This is a genomic window from Paenibacillus aceti, assembly GCF_003614185.1.
Lineage (GTDB): Bacteria > Bacillota > Bacilli > Paenibacillales > Paenibacillaceae > Fontibacillus > Fontibacillus aceti.
In genome coordinates this window covers 3118546-3136303 of sequence record NZ_KZ987724.1, presented here as the reverse complement: position 1 = coordinate 3136303, position 17758 = coordinate 3118546, and the positions used below count along the sequence as shown (strand labels likewise).

The 17758-nt window shown below is 40.0% G+C and carries 16 protein-coding genes; all 16 read left to right on the top strand.

Annotated features, from left to right (window positions below):
- The first annotated feature begins 17 nt into the window (after positions 1-17).
- The 16 genes from BFJ94_RS14005 to BFJ94_RS13915 all read left to right on the top strand — a co-directional run bounded on the left by BFJ94_RS14005 (position 18) and on the right by BFJ94_RS13915 (position 17590).
- Positions 18-1007, top strand: a complete 990-nt coding sequence (locus tag BFJ94_RS14005; protein WP_162944283.1) for a hypothetical protein — start codon at positions 18-20, stop codon at positions 1005-1007.
- Positions 1008-1379: 372 nt separating this feature from the next.
- Complete coding sequence (locus tag BFJ94_RS14000) at positions 1380-2006, top strand: GNAT family N-acetyltransferase (RefSeq protein WP_120463218.1); 627 nt, start codon at positions 1380-1382, stop codon at positions 2004-2006.
- A 26-nt stretch (positions 2007-2032) separates the two neighbouring features.
- Positions 2033-2806 (top strand): hypothetical protein, encoded by a 774-nt coding sequence (locus BFJ94_RS13995; protein WP_120463217.1) that lies wholly within the window; start codon positions 2033-2035, stop codon positions 2804-2806.
- A gap of 63 nt (positions 2807-2869) precedes the next feature.
- Positions 2870-3598: a hypothetical protein gene (locus tag BFJ94_RS13990; RefSeq protein ID WP_120463216.1), complete on the top strand. Its 729-nt coding sequence runs from the start codon at positions 2870-2872 to the stop codon at positions 3596-3598.
- 188 nt (positions 3599-3786) lie between these two features.
- On the top strand, positions 3787-4839 hold the full coding sequence (locus BFJ94_RS13985; protein ID WP_120463215.1) for a phospholipase D family protein: 1053 nt from the start codon (positions 3787-3789) through the stop codon (positions 4837-4839).
- A gap of 580 nt (positions 4840-5419) precedes the next feature.
- Entirely contained in the window at positions 5420-5632 is a 213-nt protein-coding gene (locus BFJ94_RS25415) for a hypothetical protein (RefSeq protein WP_162944282.1), read from the top strand.
- Between the two features lie 155 nt (positions 5633-5787).
- Complete coding sequence (locus BFJ94_RS13970) at positions 5788-6198, top strand: hypothetical protein (protein WP_120463212.1); 411 nt, start codon at positions 5788-5790, stop codon at positions 6196-6198.
- 1002 nt (positions 6199-7200) lie between these two features.
- Positions 7201-7785, top strand: coding sequence for a recombinase family protein (locus BFJ94_RS13960; protein WP_120463210.1), 585 nt, complete (start codon positions 7201-7203; stop codon positions 7783-7785).
- A 62-nt stretch (positions 7786-7847) separates the two neighbouring features.
- Positions 7848-9278 (top strand): hypothetical protein, encoded by a 1431-nt coding sequence (locus tag BFJ94_RS13955; RefSeq protein WP_120463209.1) that lies wholly within the window; start codon positions 7848-7850, stop codon positions 9276-9278.
- Positions 9279-9604: 326 nt separating this feature from the next.
- A complete protein-coding gene (locus BFJ94_RS13945) occupies positions 9605-9925 on the top strand; it encodes a hypothetical protein (protein WP_120463207.1) in 321 nt (106 codons plus the stop codon).
- A 16-nt stretch (positions 9926-9941) separates the two neighbouring features.
- Positions 9942-10433, top strand: coding sequence for a hypothetical protein (locus tag BFJ94_RS13940; protein ID WP_120463206.1), 492 nt, complete (start codon positions 9942-9944; stop codon positions 10431-10433).
- Between the two features lie 545 nt (positions 10434-10978).
- A complete protein-coding gene (locus BFJ94_RS13935; protein WP_120463205.1) occupies positions 10979-11791 on the top strand; it encodes a WG repeat-containing protein in 813 nt (270 codons plus the stop codon).
- Between the two features lie 235 nt (positions 11792-12026).
- On the top strand, positions 12027-14579 hold the full coding sequence (locus tag BFJ94_RS13930) for a UvrD-helicase domain-containing protein (RefSeq protein ID WP_120463204.1): 2553 nt from the start codon (positions 12027-12029) through the stop codon (positions 14577-14579).
- A gap of 114 nt (positions 14580-14693) precedes the next feature.
- Complete coding sequence (locus BFJ94_RS13925) at positions 14694-16223, top strand: PIN domain-containing protein (protein WP_120463203.1); 1530 nt, start codon at positions 14694-14696, stop codon at positions 16221-16223.
- A gap of 260 nt (positions 16224-16483) precedes the next feature.
- Positions 16484-17200 carry a hypothetical protein gene (locus BFJ94_RS13920; RefSeq protein WP_120463202.1) on the top strand — a complete coding sequence of 239 codons (717 nt, stop codon included), beginning with the start codon at positions 16484-16486 and terminating at the stop codon, positions 17198-17200.
- A 90-nt stretch (positions 17201-17290) separates the two neighbouring features.
- Entirely contained in the window at positions 17291-17590 is a 300-nt protein-coding gene (locus tag BFJ94_RS13915; protein ID WP_120463201.1) for a recombinase family protein, read from the top strand.
- The last annotated feature ends 168 nt before the right edge of the window (positions 17591-17758 follow it).

Here is a 17758-nt window from a genome sequence, read left to right as displayed (position 1 = left end):
AGGAAAGGGTGATGATAATGACAGCTACACTGAATGAAGCAAGCACCTTAACCAAGACAAAGGACGAAACGCATACTCCACAATCCGATACAATTGACGACCTGCACTTCTCGTTCTTCTCCACTGACGAAAGCGAGATCAATGCTGGCATCGGGATGGGCATCGATCCGAGTCACAATTTTGACCGGGAGAAGAGTGACACTGAACCATTTGACGACCATGCCGAATTAGTCGTTCAAGTAGCCGAAGTCGATGATGCTGTACCGACATTAGAAAGCGATACTCCCGAACATCAAACCGATGAACCTGACACTCCCGCGGCAGAGCCGGAGAGAGAACGCTCATCTGGACTAATTATTCATTCTGACGAGTCAATAGAAACTGAATCCAGTCCGCCTGAACCTGATAATATTTTCGAGAAGAGCACCAAGCTTTTCGCTGAAACGCGTAAAGCAATGGATACAGTGGATTCTCGTTTAGTAGTAGACAGCTTAAGAATTGATTCCGCTATGATCGCTCAGAAATTAGCCCCTTCAAACCAGGACTTGTATAACATAGCTGATGATGATGTTGAACCCACATTGTTTATAGATGACCTTCAAAAATTTGAGAAGTTGGAGGAAGAGTACCAAGATAAGATCATTCCTGTTAAAGAGAAAATGGTTGAAGTTGAGAAGCATGTCGAAGCTAACAAGAAAACTGCAGCCGACCGAGTTGGTATCGCAGTAGATTGGACGATTCGGACACTCGTCAAAGACCCAGTAAAAGTTGTGTTCACAGTATTACACAATGGAATAAAGAGTTTCTTTAGTTCAATCGGAAATTTGCTAAAATGGGGATTCTTCAGTATCGTTTTAATAGTATGTTTTTACGTTTTGATAGGTAACTTCTCAGACTCTGGACAGTCTGCAGAGGATATGATATTCCAAGCTTACGAAGCCGTTAAGAAAGTATTGGTAACCTTATATAAAGAAGTATCATCGAACTTCGGTGGTAAAAACGGATAATGATTTCTACATTATTAAATAGTCCAGTCTGACCACAGAACCCACCCTACCCGGTCTACCCAGGAAGGAACTTTACATTAACCCCAATCACGATGTGGTTTGGGGTTTTAACTTGTCTTGAGTGTTTTATATCCTCCGAACAGAAATTTATTAGGAATATGAGTGGTTTATAAATTCCGAATTGAAAATTAATAAACCACTAGCCTGCTTAGAATACGTTTTTATAAAGTCAAGATGGTTGTAAAAGTTGAATGCCACATACCTTTTTCCTTATGTAGAATCGAGTCGAAATTAGGAAGGGGTTCGAGAAGGAAGTGGAGAATATTTACTATTATAGATTCAATGAATAGCTACGCAGAAAAGAGTGATTAAATGATGAAGAGAAATGACCCGCTTGATGAAAAGAGCTCAAAGCAGCTTACCGATATATTTAAGGATTTGTTTGGAGACAGCGATCCGTTTCCAGTGTTGAAAAGGGAGTACAAACCGCTCCCGTTGAAGAAAAAGGGCGATATTGAGTATGAAGTCAGCTGGCACACGGCTGATCTTGAAAAGGATGGGCATAAGGTCATTCATGTTGCCCAGAACCGATTCGGGGAAAGCGTCATGATTTACCGCTTAATGTATGATGACGGTATGGATGATGTGAACATTCATATTAAGGTGAAGGTCATATCTAAAGATGGGGTAAAAGTGCCTGATTCGAATGTCCACGTGCATGTTGAGAACAAGCATATGGATATTGCGGATATAAAGATTGAAGGAGAGCGGGTTAATAGGGGTTACGGGTCGATCATGATGGAAGGGCTAATGAAGATTGTCCATGAGATGCAAATCGAAGTTATTACAGGATGGATTTCCTCTGTAGATTGGGATCATATCGATAGATCGGAACATTTCTACAGAAAACATGGTTTCGACTGCCAACTCGATCATGAGAATAAGAAAGGTACTATTCTTTGGGTAAATAACGAGCTTGTAAATGGCGAGGTTAATTAAGCTATACCGAGAAGGAGCATCACAGAATGGAAAAAATAATAGAGCAAGCAGAACTGTTACAGAAAACAGTAGAGTGTAAAGAATGGTCGGGACCGATTCTCACACGCGTATTTAATAAGACTGGGGTTCCAGGATTCGAACTTGGTTCTTTAGGGTCAGCGGGTTTTCTTAAATATCAAGATAGATATTTTTTGGTAACTGCAAGTCACGTATTAAGTTTAGTCTCGGAAGAAGAACGGCTGACGGATGTTGTAATTCCCTATCAGTATGGAATCGAAACGAAGTATTTGACGCTTATTAAGCATGTGGATGATAAAGAAAGCGATATTGCAGTAATCGAGATAGATCCCCAATCGGCTCGGTTAATGGAACAAGAAAATAGAAAATGTTTTTTAGATCATACATTAATTGATGAAGATCCACTGGGCTATTTTGACAAAATCTCAGATGTTGTTTTTCTACACGGTATTACTGGTGAAGAAACTAACATTAACTATGAAGATTTCATTGTTGAAATGGAAACAACACCATATACAACTTTTATTGAACGGGTGGATGATGCATCTAAAAGGATCGTGCTTCTAGCAGGTACGGATGGAATAAACGAATTTGGTCAACACGGGCATAAATTGCCCACTTTCAATGGGATGAGCGGTTCCTTTGCATATTCATATAGGCGGGATACTGAGACACCTTTCAGACTTCTCGGTATTTTGTCAAATGGGAATAAGGAAGCAGGATTCCTATGGGTAATTCCGTTTAACGAAGTAGCTGAGTTAATTGAAAAGGAGTTCTTCTAAAGGATAGCGAAGTGGAATGACCATCCAAATCATGTTAGGATGGGGTGAGGAGAGGTGATGGTTATGCGAGATAAGGCGAATCAGGTATTGAAACTAATAAGCGAATTGGTAGTTTTAATGGAAGTAAATTCGGAGTTTATTCAAAAGAATATTGACAGTAAGCAGAATATGGAATGCAAGCGGTTAGCCTTCAGTCGCTCCTTATACGATGGGGTATTAAGGAGTTCATCTCATATAGTCAGTGCGCTCTTACATGATGAGCCTGACCTGTACTCGATTAAAAGATATTACTTGAAGCCGATGCTCGAGGACTACATCAATCTTTATAACATCGAGAAGTTCGGTAAAGAGTATGCCCGAGCGATGCAGGTGCATTTCATGTCAGAGGATTACGATATTGATTCAAAGTATAGAGAAGATTATGCTCAGTTAGGGGTAAGCTTCAACAAAGAAAAGGAAGATAGTAAAACCCATGTTCTAAAGAAGATTGGGGATCATTTTAAGAAGCTTCCATCGGAACTGAAAGGTCAGTTTAAGGAATCAGGTGACAAGAAGATTTTACCGGTTGGTTCCCGTTTATACCTTGCTAATTTGCCAAAGACAAATAAACTTTCTGTAAAGGCATTCTATGATTATGCCAATGTACATCATCACTTTGATCTTCGGTTTGACTGGCTTGCAGAAGAAGATGATTTGAAATTCACCGCCACACTTTTGGTGAAGTTGGAAGAGTACGTTACGAAAAGCGCTCAAATCTTTCATAAGTTATTCGACATCAAACCTCAGAAGTAATCTATTTAGCAAGAAGGTAAATAAAAGGCAGTATAGAACTCTTTAATGGGATCTATACTGCTACTTTTGTTGTTAGGTACCGATTTTCAGTGAGTCTCATAAAATTTTATTAGGTTTTGTCATAATGCAAAAGTGACTGGAATATACATAGGTAGGTTAGAACAATCAAACATAAAGGAAGAGGATACATGAGGATTCTGAATAACATTGATTCCAGACATTTTGATGAGCTAAAGCAACTTGTAGATGGAACGGACGAGCTACATATTGTCAGTCCGTTCCTGATGGAATCATTTGATGTTTTCTTTGACGAGATTATCGCTTCTTCAGATGTGAAGCGGGTTGTACTGGTAACAACCTTAAAGGACAATGATCCTGACCTGCTGAAAAAGGCTGATTCTTTACATTCATTTCTTTTAAATTGTGTTACTCATTCCATTGCTTTTCGAGTTCATGTAGACAATAAGCTACATGGGAAGATTTATATTGCACGAAAGAATGGAATCCCTCTGAGGGGTATTATCACTTCTGCAAACTTTACAGATAGTGGGCTAAACAAAAATCATGAGTGGGGCGTACTAATTGAGGATCAAGAATCGTTGAAGAAGGTTATTGCCGATATCTTCAATGTTAGCAGCCACGCTCTTACTCACGAGGAGCTTAAAGGCATCATAGAAAAGATTGACAACTATACTGAAAATGTAGCAGCTCAGCAGAAAACAAAGATTGACCTTGAGGTGGGTCATCTCTTTAAGAAGAAAACTGTGGAACTTAAATCAGATGTTCGGTATTTCATTAAGCCTGTCGGTTACTCCGACCGTCCATTCGCAACAACAAGGAAACTGAACAACGGTATAGAAAAAATGCATTTTGCTCGAAGACCTAATCCTGTCCGAATCGGAGACATCTTAATCTGTTATGGGGTTGGCACAACGAAGCTCTTAGGTTATTTTGAGGTAGTCAGCGATCCTTACATTTGGGATAGCACAAGCAGATGGTCATGGGAATTAGAAGCAAAGAACTTATGTCCAGAGTATAGTGAATCTTGGGTCACATTTGATAATACGATATCCAGTGTCGTAGCATCTTATGACCATGTTAATCCTGTAACCAATGTTGGCGGAAGTACACTTAGAGCATTGCAACGTGGGTCAGACAGAATACAACTGACCGATGCATTTGCTAAGCATGCCATAGAATTAATCGAAGGAAGTGTAAAATCAAAGAAGGTGAGTAGATGAAAGCCTGGGCAAATATCGACATTCCATTGAAAACGTACACCGTGCACCTTGACCATGATTTATGTCAGTATGTCACGGAAATGAAACAGAGAACCGAGCTTGGATGGAAGAAACAACAGGGGTCAGGAAACTGGAATCTGTTTCGGTCAAAAGAGGAAGCCCTAGACATTTACGATATTAGCTACAAGGAAAAGCTAACCTTAATCGAGTGTAGTAACTGCAGGTAAAGTAGTTGGAAAAGCAGTACAGAATTCGCATGTCGAGTTCTGTACTGCTTTTTCTTATTCTCAGAGATGATTCTGATTTAGCAGTTAATAAATCATTAAGCCTATAAGTACAGGACATTACTGTCCTCCAAATCTTGGAGTAAGGAAGGATGATAACCATGAAGTTCCTCATGAGCGTAGAAAAGAGCTATAAGCGTTACAAGCGATTATTACATTCAAAAGGTATCGATCGACGGACGAAGATGATCCTCAGTGAGAAGCACAATGCCCTTCGACGGATTATCATATTCCTGTACGGAGATTTCTTAGATAACACTACAATTCATAATCAGAAGTGTGTGGAGATTTTCCAAATGAACAAATTCAGTATTCCTGAATCGGCATCCGATCTCAACTTGCCGGAGGACACACTAAGGAAGATTCTAACCAGTGTTGATGTAGAAATGATGATGACTGTCGGTAAAAGCACAATCGAGAATATCAACAGGGCTAGGACTGTTTGGGATATTCATAAAGCCATGAGGGGCTTCAATAAAATGTTAAAACGGTACTCTATTTCTGCATAACTGTTCTAGCAAGTGTATTTTTCATTCATGACATTGATCCAAATTTGGCAGTTGCTACGACATCAATCTTATACAAGTAGCCGATGCCCTTTTGTTGCGTCATTTGGGGTTCGATCTTCAATTACTATATTTTTCCGAAGAAAGGATTTGATCGAATGAAGTTCTTATCGAGACTTGAGAGTAATTATATTCGCTACTCGGATTTGATGAGTTCAAGTGGGGCTGATCCGATGTTGAGACCGCTCATTACGGAAAAGTTCAATGCCTTAAGATTTATTGCGTTCTTTATGGTTAATGACTTCACAAGTCGCTTGTCTGGTCAATTTCAGCTTTGCGTAAAAAGCTATATTTCAAACAAGCGTAACCTTAAAGCTGCAGCAGCTCAGCTACGCATTTCAGAAGAACAATTAAGAAATACCCTATCCGAAGTCGATAATAAGATGCGCGTCTTTGTAGGCGAAAGGACGATTGAAAATATAAATAGGGCAAAAACGGTTCGGGGTATCCAAAGTGCAATGAGTCACTTTCATAATAATTGGAAAGGTTTCTCGGCTCAAAGTTCCTGATCTCGACGTAGCCTTGTAGAATTTATTTTCAAAAATTGTAAGTCTCCTCCACGAGGTTCACAAATCGATTTTCTTGTACTGGTGGCTTTGGTATCGAAATTAAATCGATTACAAGGCGTTTAATTCATTATGGGGTAAGGCTTATCGCTTTTTGCTTTGTTGTCGTTCAGGTTCGGCTCTGATTACATTACAATAGAAGGAACGCGTTTAAATTGCGGTTGGGACGCTGTCGGCTTTTATGTTGGTAATAACCAGCGAATCATGCTATATTACCAAACAAATTTCTATTGTATGAATCGAGCAAAGGATGATCGCTGTGGACTTGAAACAAAGAGTGGCTTTGTTCTACGGGCTTCGATGGGAACCGTACCGGGAGACGTGTCTAAGAATAATAAACGAGAAAAATATATTGATGGATACTGATGTGAATCATGCGGTTCGCACACTTAAGCGAACCGATCTCGAAGATCTTGAACTTACTTTGCTTGAGTTAATCGAGGAATTTGAAAAGAGTCAGTGTTAAATATCATATAAGTTGGAAAAAGGCAGTATAGGACTCGTTCATCGAGTTTTATACTGCCTTTCTTTTATAGCTCGTAAAAATAATTGCTGGAACGGTCGAGGGCAAGTCCGAATTCAGCATCGGTTTCTAGATTAACTATATAGAAGTAATGGATGCGGTATTGCCATTTGGTTGCCCAATCCTAATGATCCCTCCCCTCGGGGGGGATGGCTCCCGAATATCTTTCTTCTATATAAGAAAGTTATTCGTTCTCCGTTCCTAACAGGTCGTGCCAATAGTTATCAGGATTGTTTTAAAAGAACACATTTCCTTCTTTGTTAGCGGAGCCGTATTAAAATGGTTTGTCCTTCGGGTCATAACTCTTGAGTATTGCCCCTCTCAATTCCGCCCGATTTTTGGACGGTGGAATGCGGGTTTAGTCGGTGTCATAACTGGGGGTCATAAGTAAATCTAAAAACTTGTAGGTGGTGGTCTGTAATATGCCGAAATACGGGTATGCCCGAGTAAGTACCGTTGGTCAGTCTAGGCATGGTAATAGTCTGGAGCATCAGGTAAATCAACTACTATCGGAAGGGGTCGCTCAATCCTTTATCTTTGTAGATAATTTTACTGGCTCGAAAATGGATCGCCCTCAATTCACAAAGCTTTTACAAATTTTAAAGGCTGGCGATACTCTGGTCGTTACCAAACTGGATAGGTTTGCTCGCTCCACAGTCGAAGGCGAAAAGATCGTAAAGAATTTGATCGAGCGAGGTGTTCGTATACACATTCTTAATATGGGGATTTTGGACAACACACCGACTAGTATTCTGATTCGTACCATATTCTTCGCTTTCGCTGAATTTGAAAGAAATATGATCATTGAGCGAACTGCCGAAGGGAAAGCCATTGCTAAGCAGAAAGTTGGTTTTCGAGAAGGTCGTCCACCTAAATTTACTAAATTGCAGTTGGATCACGCGATTAATTTGCTCCAAACCCACAGCATGAATGAAGTCGTAGGCATAACACGTATCAGTGAAAGTACTCTGAAACGTGAGCTTCGACGAAGGAGAAGTCCTATTTGATAGCTTGATTACAACGGGGCGTTGATGAGGTGAGTGAATTTGATTGGATAGGGGGTAAGGCAATGTATCGATTGCGAGAACTTGTAAAGTCCATCAATAAAGGCATAGCAGCTGGCGAGCGCAAAAAGCCCTCACCAACTGAACCTAAGCCGATCATACATGAATGGTCACCGAACAATTTTCGTCGGCTCATCATTGGGTTTGACTGGGCAGTTATTCAGCATTTTGTTACGAGTCAGCGTTCACGTACTTTAATTGAACGTGTTGATTTAAGAACAGTATGTAAAAAGGATGAGGAGTTATTAGATTCGGAAGCACATAAATACAAGTCGATCCTTTCTTCGGTTATCTCAGGGCGTATTCTTTCTTCACTTGAGGAGATCGTTTTTTGTACTGAGGAATATCCCAAGAGAATGCTTTCCAGTGACACTTTTCTCAAAGATCTGCTTGATGGAGACACGAATTACAATACTCGCTTTCCGAGACTTCGGCATATTTCATACTGTTCATGCACGGTGGAAAAACTGTGGGATCTTCTTGAAAGGACAAGAAAGCCAACTGAATTAGTACTGGATGCAATTAAGGAAGAAGGTATTCAGATTCACCATTTCATCGAACCTCATGTAGAGGATTGGTGGTCTGGAACTTCACTTCGTCCTCAATTCTACAGTATGGATTCAAGTATCCTTCAGGATTATTTCAACAAGTTGAAGAATGAAATAGTAGTTGCAAAGCGTACTGAGCGGTTAGAGCAGATCATTAATAAAAATGATTTTGAAGCTATTGAAAAGTATATCCCTACTATCAATTTGGTTATCAAGTGGGGGTTCGACTTAATCGACAAAGGGCATCAGATATTTTATGAGGCTTCAGAAGACTGTAAGACAGGGTGGGCGCAGTATCTGTCATTTGAGAATGTATGCCGGAGTGTCCGTTATGAGTTTATCAAGAGTCCTGAATTTATCAAAGTAGTTATGCGGATTGATTTTGAGCGCATTGTTAAAGCCCTGAGGGGTTACGGTATTGATAAAGGTGACGTCCATGTTGTACAAAGGTTTCGCGATACGGTAATCAATCACATTTTGAAAGCAGAGGATGATTATGAGCTGGAGATAAATAAAGAGAGCATCGCTCATAGCCTGTTGATCCTACAAAAATTAGTAGGGATTACATTCGGACAGGTTGTTAGTATCATTTACCTTTCTTTTATCAAGTACCTGACCCAAAATTCGGTCGAGAATGCTCAATTCCACTTCGGCAGATTGAAAGGGCGTATTCCAGATTTGACGTACACTCGACCTATGATCGAGTACTGGAAAGACCATCTTGAAGATGGGATGAGTAAGAAAGTTATGGACGCCATTGGAGCAAATGAAATGTTGGTTGAGCAGTTCGACGTTCGCGCTAAATATATTGAAGCTATCAAGATGTTAAATGGCTTATCAGTGACAGGGGATGTGATCAAGGATGAATTTGTTGGGGCAACTCCATAAAAACAATGAAGTAATCGCCGCGGCGGTCTATATATCAGTGGTAAACATGGATCGAGAGGAAGCTGAACGAGTTATCGCCGCGCAGCTCCACCAGATACATTCTTTCGCTGATCAGCACAACATCGTCCTAATCGATTCTTACATTGAAAGAGATGGAAGCGAGACTGAAAGGAACCGGCTACTCGAGGATGCAAGGACTGGTCGGTACCGAGTAATTCTTCATTGCGGGGATATTGATTCGGATAGTTTTTATGAATTTGGGGTCGTTGAAATCAATGTTCTGCAGTACGAAGCAAAATGAAACCGTAATAAGGGAGAAGGTTACTATGGCTGAAAGTGGTGTAAAGGAGTTCAAAGATGAGTGCCTGAACGTAATAGCTAAGCTGGAGTCATTACTTGAAATTGGAATTAGTAATGATGAAATCAAGCCGTACGATATTTCTGCATTAAAGGAAAGAGTCTTATCAATCAGAACGGATAATGACATAAAAAGGTTTATGGATGGATGGGACTTTATAAGGTTACAGAATCTCATTCGATTATGCGGCAAAGTGTGTTGTAAACATGTAGTTGAGCCGAACACGATAATGCAAATCTTTATTTGTAATGGTTGCCCGATTTTCTCGTTCGAGAAGAAGTATCTATAGAAAGGGGTTCGCAGAAATGAAAGGAAGACCCGATAATTTACTGATAGCTCTTTTTATCGATAAGCACCAGAGATGTCATTCTGGAACGTTAGTTGGTAACTACAGTGAGTTCCGCCCCGATGTAAATCTATTGAACAATCAAGAGAGGTTCCAAAAATACTATGAGGACAGCAGATATCTATGTATCATGCTTCATAATTGTATACGTACCCAAAAGGATTTCAAGGAAGTAATTGAATTAACAAATGAGAACGTAAGGATAAACTGGATAACAATCTTTGATGCCTTGGATCACGTTCTCAAGAATTATACTGCGATGTCATCATCTGGACTACCCATAATTTCAACTAGCCCTTCAATTAAACAGGATGCTATAAAAATTAGACATTACCTAAGGAAACGGAAGGAAGAATTCGATTTGATAAGTTTGTCGGATTTGAACATCCCTGCACCGATGGAGTTCGGGATGCAATTGAGAAGAGTGGTTGTTGGAATGGGGGTCATTTAATCTAATTATCCGGTAATTGAAGGTGTCGATAAAATCCTCATCTATCGTTTGCCGGATGATTATTTTACTTGATCGATTAAAGCTCTTAGCCAGTTTTTCATAATATCTGCCTAAGAAAAAAGACGGGTAGATAGTTGGTCATTGAAGAATTTTTAATAAATCTACAGTTCAAATGAATTTCAGCACATGATGGCAGAAACAAAACATATAAACAAGACAACGACTGTAAAGAATCAAACAAAGATCGAGCAGAGAAAGAACAACAATCCAGAACAGGTAAGCTCCTGAGGATATCTATACGACTTCTCCGATTCCCCTCCATCCCGCCATCCTCGACTAGATAGTCGGACTCAACGGTAATCACACTTCACCGAGGTGTGATTTTTTTTTGCGTTGTACTACTTCAATAGGGGTTTCACGATCTTTTCATGCGAACTTCTTCTTTGATTGGGTGAGTTGAAAACAACTTACGGAGTTGGCTCAAGAGTCGTAGACATAAGAGTAGAAACAAATTTTAATGACAAATATCAAGGAGGAAGAATGGCATGGAAAAACGAGAGTCCAAGTTCGGAGAAGTAGTTGATCGCATCGGTGGGTTAGGAATCGTCGTAAACAAGGACAATGAAGAAGGGCTGGCTTGGTATGGTCTGTATGGCTTAGTGAATGAGGAAGACGAATTAATAATCCCATGCGAGTATCTTAACTTGCAGATGGTTGATTACGGTTTGATTAGGGTTGAGAATCAGAGCGGTATCTACGCATATTTGGATCATCGAGGGAAAGAAGTAGTTCCCTTCTCGAGGGGTTACAAATTTGCCGGATCTTTCATTAATGGGTTAGCAATCGTGGGCAAATATACCGAGCAGTTGGATGACTTTATCGATGCCATATTTGAAGATGATGATTTCGATCAATATGATCTACTCGATGACCCAGTGAACGGCACTGAACGTTCCCCTTTATTCTGTATTAAAGAGTGCCCCAAATATTTCGGTTTCATCGACCAGTTCGGTAACGAACTAATCCCATTACAGTATCAAGATGCCAAATGCTTCTACAAGGGGTTAGCCGCAGTCAAAGATTCGAATGGCAAATGGGGTTGCATTGATACCGCTGGAGAAGTAGTGATTCCTTTCGAGTACGATGATATGATGAACACATTCCATCCCGGATTCGAAGGTTTTATTGAAGGGGCGATAGTCGTAAAGAAGGATGGCAAGTGGAGAACAATTACGAAAGAGAATATCCCTGTAATTCCACTTGAATACGATGAAGTACTCTCGCGGTATATCCATGTAGCGGTTGTGATGAAGGATATGCGGAGATTATGGAATAGTTTGAAGTATAGTATCAATTAAGGGTTCGATTTATGAAGACAATAAATCAATGCAAGCGGTCACCTAATAGGGGGTGCCGCTTTTTTATTTTCTTGAAAATGCGTAAGACTTTACGCGCGGGATTTGTCGATTGTTGTTTACAGAAAGCAGGAAAAAAGGCTCTCGATGGTGAATATTTACAAGACAATAGTACTATTTCGTGAGCCGCGCTCACATGTGATAACCAACCAGAAAAGTATTGGAGGACTTAAAGGTATTGAAGAACTTGGTTGATAAGCTGACAGGCAAAGACAAACTGTTGGAAGAGGTTACTCATCTCCGTAGTAGGCTGGACAAAGCCAATTATGAGAATGCTATTATAGCGTCCAAGCTTAATAAAGTTAGTGATGATTTCGCCGCGGCAAGGAAAACCATCGAGAAAATGCAGCAAATAAATTCTGAAATGGTGACAAAGTATAAATCACTTGAGCAAGAATTCTATAGGAGGGATTCTGATTTTAAGAAGCTGCAGAAAGAGTACTCTGATCTATCGGACAGTCATGGAGAACTCTCGAATCAACTAACCGCGACTAAGAATAATTATAAAGCCCTGCAGCAAAAGCACCTTAAGATCGAAAGTGAACATTCTTATTATAAGTCGAGATTCGGTGAAATCTTAGAAATCCAGATTCCCCAATCAGATAATCCTGTAGCGAAGACAGATTGGGACAGCAGCTTCTTTGAAATTGCTGAAAAGATAAAAGGTAACCCATTCAATGAAAATCAGGTTGAAGCTATCCGATACGGTATGGAAAAGCATCTTCAAATTATTGCAGGTGCTGGTAGTGGTAAAACTGAAACGATCTGTGCGAAGGTTGCTTACCTTATTCAGATGAAGAATGTTAACCCCAATCGGATCTGTATGATGACTTTTACTCGTAAGGCTAAAGAAGAGATGGAAGGACGAGTAAATCTCTTCCTTGGGGTGGAAAATTCAAAGGTCAATGTCAGTACTTTTCATGGCACTTTCATGAGCTTGTTCAATCAGTTAAAGAGGCAGAATCCTGCTTATTCCTCAATAGGGATTCAAAACGGAAATGCTGATGAAGGCGAGTTTGAGTACAAGAGAGAGTTGCGTAAGCTGATTAACAAATACAGACTGTTTAAGTTTGACAAGGAAAACGAAAAGACGATTTTTGATCGTATAAGCTTCTGGATTAATATGGGGTTCTCAGTTGACCAAATGACCGATTATATCGAGAAGCATTTCGACAGTGTAATCGATGATAAGGAAGATATTCCTGTTAGCGTCCGCTTCAACATGATGATTAATGAGTTGAATCAGGTAAGGAAGGACAACGAGATTGTTGTATATGATGACTTCCTAATTAACTTATACGATGCATTGCTTCAGTATCCAGAAGCAAGAGAGTTCGTCCAGAACAGATACGATTATATCTTCATTGATGAGTTCCAAGATATTAATCCGTTACAGATGGAAACGGTCAAACTAATTTGTCCCCCAACAAGTGCTTCGAAATTAATCATAGTGGGGGACGATGACCAGTCGATCTATGCTTTTAGGGGGTCAGATCCTAGCTATATTAAGGATCTTCCAAAAGTCTACACCAGTCATGAGATAAGATTGATGAGGAACTATCGCTCAAAGCGGAAGATTGTAGATGCTGGTAACTGGGTTATCTCTGAGAATAAGCATGATCGTATACCCAAGTCGATGGATGCATTCCATAAAGATGATGGCGAAGCGATCATCGTAGGCTGTCCAGATACCAAAGAAGAAGCTCACTGGATTTTGTCGAGATCCCAGGAGATCGGTAAGCTAGAACCCTTTGTATTGGAGGGCAAAGTCGATCCCATCAACTATACAAAGTCAACAGTTCTGTATAGATCGAGAAGACAGCTTCAAAGTATGTTCCAAGCCCTAGATGTTAAAGGGGTTCCGTATGTCATCGAGAAAATGGACGATGTTATGGGTATCTTTTCTATTCAGGATTTTAATAATGCGTTTGGTATGTGGCAAGAGTTAATGGCTTCAAGAGGTAACAAGCTTCAATTGTGGAGGTCCATTTTGACTAACGCACTAGGACATCATTTCGTCAGTAAGCACGCTATTGAACAGTGGTATCAAACCTTAGACATCGCTACTTTATCTGACGTTATTCGCGAGGCTTGTGCGCTAGTCATTGAAAAGTCTAAAACCAAGGACACGCTCCCACTAAAACAGTACCTGACTCATCTTATTAATCTGAAACAAGAAAAGCCGGTTAACATGAAGGAAGTCGCGGAGCAATTCTTAGCTTTTCCTAGAGTTAAAGATAATGTAACTGATGAGGAAAAGGAATGGATTCTTAAGGAACTCGAAAAATACAGCACTTGGAATGACTTACTCGGTTTCCATGAGAGGATGAAGCGGCGTAAGGATGAAATGAAGGAAAATCTGGAGAAGTACCATGACAAAAAGTACAATGCCCTGTATTTCTTAACGATTCACGGAAGCAAGGGGTTAGCTTTTGAAAATGTATTTGTCATTGGTTGCAATGATGGGGGTCTGCCTTCAAAATATGCCGAAGAACTCAAAGATGTGGATGTTCAATCGTGTAGAGAAAAAGCTGAACCACCGACAACGATGGAAGAAGAACGAAGACTGATGTATGTTGCAGTTACAAGAGCCAAACAGAAGCTATATGTGACCTTTCCTAAGACAATTCAAGATAAGCCATGTGGGCGATCAAGATTCTTAAAAGAACTGAACTTACCGATTATCGATTCTGATAAGGTCAGTCCAGTTCACGTAATAGCTGCCCATTAAGGGGCAGCTCGACACTAACAATGCAAAGGCTGTTATGATTATTTGTCCGAATAGTTTCAATACTCGTACTTTCCGCTGTTGAAGTCAAGCTGGAAAGATAAAGGGGATATCACAATGAAGTATTTACTGCTTGACACCAACATCTATATCGACATGATCGTATCTAGGAATAAATCACATACGGCAGATTCCTACGAGACGTTAAAAATGTTGCTGGATCATGATCAAGTGAAGATTTTGTTACCTGCTATTATTGAAACTGAAGTAAAGAGACATATTGCTGGTGAGGTCAAGAATGTAGGTAAATTGGTGGAGGAAGCTGGGAAATCAATTAATAAAGTTTATTGGATAAATCACGTAGAGGAGATCAGGAAGTATAATGAAAAGATTAGCCCGTTAAAGCAAGCTCTTGGAAATATGGTTGATGAGTTTGGAAGAAATGAAGAGCGATATATAAATGATGCTACTCAAAAGATAACGGGATTATTGCAATACAGAAATGTGATAAGACTTGAGGAGAACAGAGATTTATTACTAAAAGTTCAGAGAAGAAAACTATATAAGCAATGTCCGTTTCATATCGAGGGTAAGGAATCTTGGGCAGATGCTACGATTATTGAGACATTAATAAATATCCGCGATTTTGTGACTATTAATGATGAAGATCGAATTTATTTTATCACACGAAATCACAAAGACTTCTCAAAAGGAACCGATAAGACGGAGAAAGAACAGATTCACCCACATATCGAAGAGGCACTAAGACAAAATAACTTACTTCAGTTATTCAACTACAGGTTACACTACAGTAAAACTTTAATTAAGGATTTTTCCGAAGAGACCCAAGAAGCTAACATTTATCAACAATTGATAGAAGAGGAGGAAGAGGAAAGAAGGCAGATGGTCGAGGATTCTCGTCGAGATTTGAATAAAATGGAAAGAGAATCAGTTGGGTTGTCGTCATTATCCTCTGATGATGCATACATAGAAGGTATTAGTGAGAGCACTGAGGTAGAAGAGCTAACTAATACGATTGAGTCTTTGCTTTCTTCTTTAGGTGCCGAGATTGAAGATGCCATTGATGAGTACTATCAGTTTGAAACTGATAGCAATGCTAAGCCCATTGCGGACTTAGTTGCAAAGATTCAGATTTATAACGTAAACTCGCCGTTCTTACAAATCAATCATGATATTAGTTTCACGGAAGAAGAAGTAAGAGATGCAGTTATGGAATTCGTGAATGAACACTTGTTTTCATTAGAAGATCTAGAAATCACTCGAGACAGTATAAAATACAAGGATTACTTTGCAGTTGATGAGTTGTTAAGCTTTATTGATCTTGAAGGTAATACAGTCAAGCTATTTGTGGAAGGTCAACTCGATCCGAGGGATGACGATTCGGATTCTTTATGGGTTGTGCTCCATAAGAATGCAGAAAAAATTTCAGAAGGTGAAATCGAAGTGTATTATGGGTATATAAACTTCGATGAAGACGGTGGAGCCGCTGATGGTTCAGAAGAATCAAAAACATATCGACTTGAAAAAGTCATTCGTGATCTATCAGAAGTTGTTCAGAAAAACAGAGATTCTGTTAACAAGATGAGAGATGATATTAAGACTATGAGGGGTCTTCTTGCAATATAAAAAATATCAAGTGGTGGTGTCTCCCAAGGCACCATCTTTTTTATTGGGCATATGTCACTAAGCTAAAGAGCGTGTAGCATTGTTCAGAAAGAAGGTTCAGATAGCTCGGCGTGGGGCATCTTCACGGTAATGCGCATTCAGTAAAAAAAAATAATCTAAAGATGATGTCTCCCCGGCATCATCTTATTTAATTTCTACATATTGCTCAAGAGTCACAGGCAAGATAGTGTACGCAAATAAAAACTAGGAGGCAAAACAGTATGATGAACCAATTTCTCGCGATTGATGGATGGAGCAGCTCGAACCCAAATTTGACCGGAAAGGTTATGGACAAACCAGGTGTAGGACGATCAGCCTTCGTCACACGGAAACAGGAGAACTCAATTGTGGTTAGAGTCTTTAACAATGGCTTCATCGTGGCGACCTACAAATTTCCGAAAGTAGATCTCCCATTCAAGTCCAAAATGCACCGCTGGCTTAACATGGGTTTCTGTGGGGAATGGCATTACAAAGAAGGGCAAAACAGAGGAGATTACTTCATTAGAGCAGTATTGGCTGGACTCAAGCCAATTGGATTTGTTACCGTAGCCAACCATGACAAGAATGATTACCATGAGCTGGCTCGACAATCGGATTTAGTATCCAAGGAAACACAAATTGCTGATCAGAAAACAGTTGGCTTCGCCCTAAGCGGCACCATTAGCCAGCACTTGGATTTAGAAGCCCTCATCAAATCGTATGAGCTGCTGGAAGAGGCTCGCTACGATGAAGTGAGAGGTTACTTCATGAATCAGTATGTTAAAAGTAAAATCCGCGCCTTAAGTAACCAAAAGCTATCAGACTACCTTGCGGGGTATGATTTCACTAATCCAAAGAGTGATTATGACCTAATCTTTTCGGGCTTACTGTTCGGTCACCCTATCGAATCGACATTTGCAAGCCTTGTCGGAAGCATGGTATACAACAACAAGTCCTAATCCCCCTTAGGGGTATCCTCTTTCGATGCCCATAAAGAACAGCCAGAGAACAACCAATCCTAACCAATAAAACAAACGGAGGAATTTACAATGAAATATTACGTCTATGCAAGAAGTGCAATGCAATCCCCTGATGCAATCATAGCCCAAGTCAAAAAGTGCATGCAGTATGCCAATGAAAAAGGGTTTCTCATTGAAGAAGTATTCATCGATGACGGGTTTAGCGGCTTAGACAATGATCGACCAGGCTACAAAAAGCTCTTGAAGACCGCCCTGAACGGAGATACAATCATTGTTGCTTCAGCGGGATCTTTGACCCGAGATTTTGCTAAGGTATCAGAGCTAGGTAATCGGTACAGTTTAGTGTTGTTGGATAAAATCGCGTTATAAGAGGTAAGCAAAGCCGCCAACTAATTTGGCGGCTTTTCTGTATTAGGTTTACCCGATTTTCAATACGAACTGTCCTACACAGCTTACCCACTTATCCACCTTCCCCATGTAAGAAGTCACAATTTTTATTGAGAACAAACATTCGCTGACAGACTTATGTCAAAATTC

Coding starts and splice junctions, on each gene's coding strand:
- BFJ94_RS14005 (WP_162944283.1), top strand. CDS start 18: ATGACAGCTACACTGAATGAAGCAAGCACCTTAACCAAGACAAAGGAC.
- BFJ94_RS14000 (WP_120463218.1), top strand. CDS start 1,380: ATGATGAAGAGAAATGACCCGCTTGATGAAAAGAGCTCAAAGCAGCTT.
- BFJ94_RS13995 (WP_120463217.1), top strand. CDS start 2,033: ATGGAAAAAATAATAGAGCAAGCAGAACTGTTACAGAAAACAGTAGAG.
- BFJ94_RS13990 (WP_120463216.1), top strand. CDS start 2,870: ATGCGAGATAAGGCGAATCAGGTATTGAAACTAATAAGCGAATTGGTA.
- BFJ94_RS13985 (WP_120463215.1), top strand. CDS start 3,787: ATGAGGATTCTGAATAACATTGATTCCAGACATTTTGATGAGCTAAAG.
- BFJ94_RS25415 (WP_162944282.1), top strand. CDS start 5,420: ATGAACAAATTCAGTATTCCTGAATCGGCATCCGATCTCAACTTGCCG.
- BFJ94_RS13970 (WP_120463212.1), top strand. CDS start 5,788: ATGAAGTTCTTATCGAGACTTGAGAGTAATTATATTCGCTACTCGGAT.
- BFJ94_RS13960 (WP_120463210.1), top strand. CDS start 7,201: ATGCCGAAATACGGGTATGCCCGAGTAAGTACCGTTGGTCAGTCTAGG.
- BFJ94_RS13955 (WP_120463209.1), top strand. CDS start 7,848: ATGTATCGATTGCGAGAACTTGTAAAGTCCATCAATAAAGGCATAGCA.
- BFJ94_RS13945 (WP_120463207.1), top strand. CDS start 9,605: ATGGCTGAAAGTGGTGTAAAGGAGTTCAAAGATGAGTGCCTGAACGTA.
- BFJ94_RS13940 (WP_120463206.1), top strand. CDS start 9,942: ATGAAAGGAAGACCCGATAATTTACTGATAGCTCTTTTTATCGATAAG.
- BFJ94_RS13935 (WP_120463205.1), top strand. CDS start 10,979: ATGGAAAAACGAGAGTCCAAGTTCGGAGAAGTAGTTGATCGCATCGGT.
- BFJ94_RS13925 (WP_120463203.1), top strand. CDS start 14,694: ATGAAGTATTTACTGCTTGACACCAACATCTATATCGACATGATCGTA.
- BFJ94_RS13920 (WP_120463202.1), top strand. CDS start 16,484: ATGATGAACCAATTTCTCGCGATTGATGGATGGAGCAGCTCGAACCCA.
- BFJ94_RS13915 (WP_120463201.1), top strand. CDS start 17,291: ATGAAATATTACGTCTATGCAAGAAGTGCAATGCAATCCCCTGATGCA.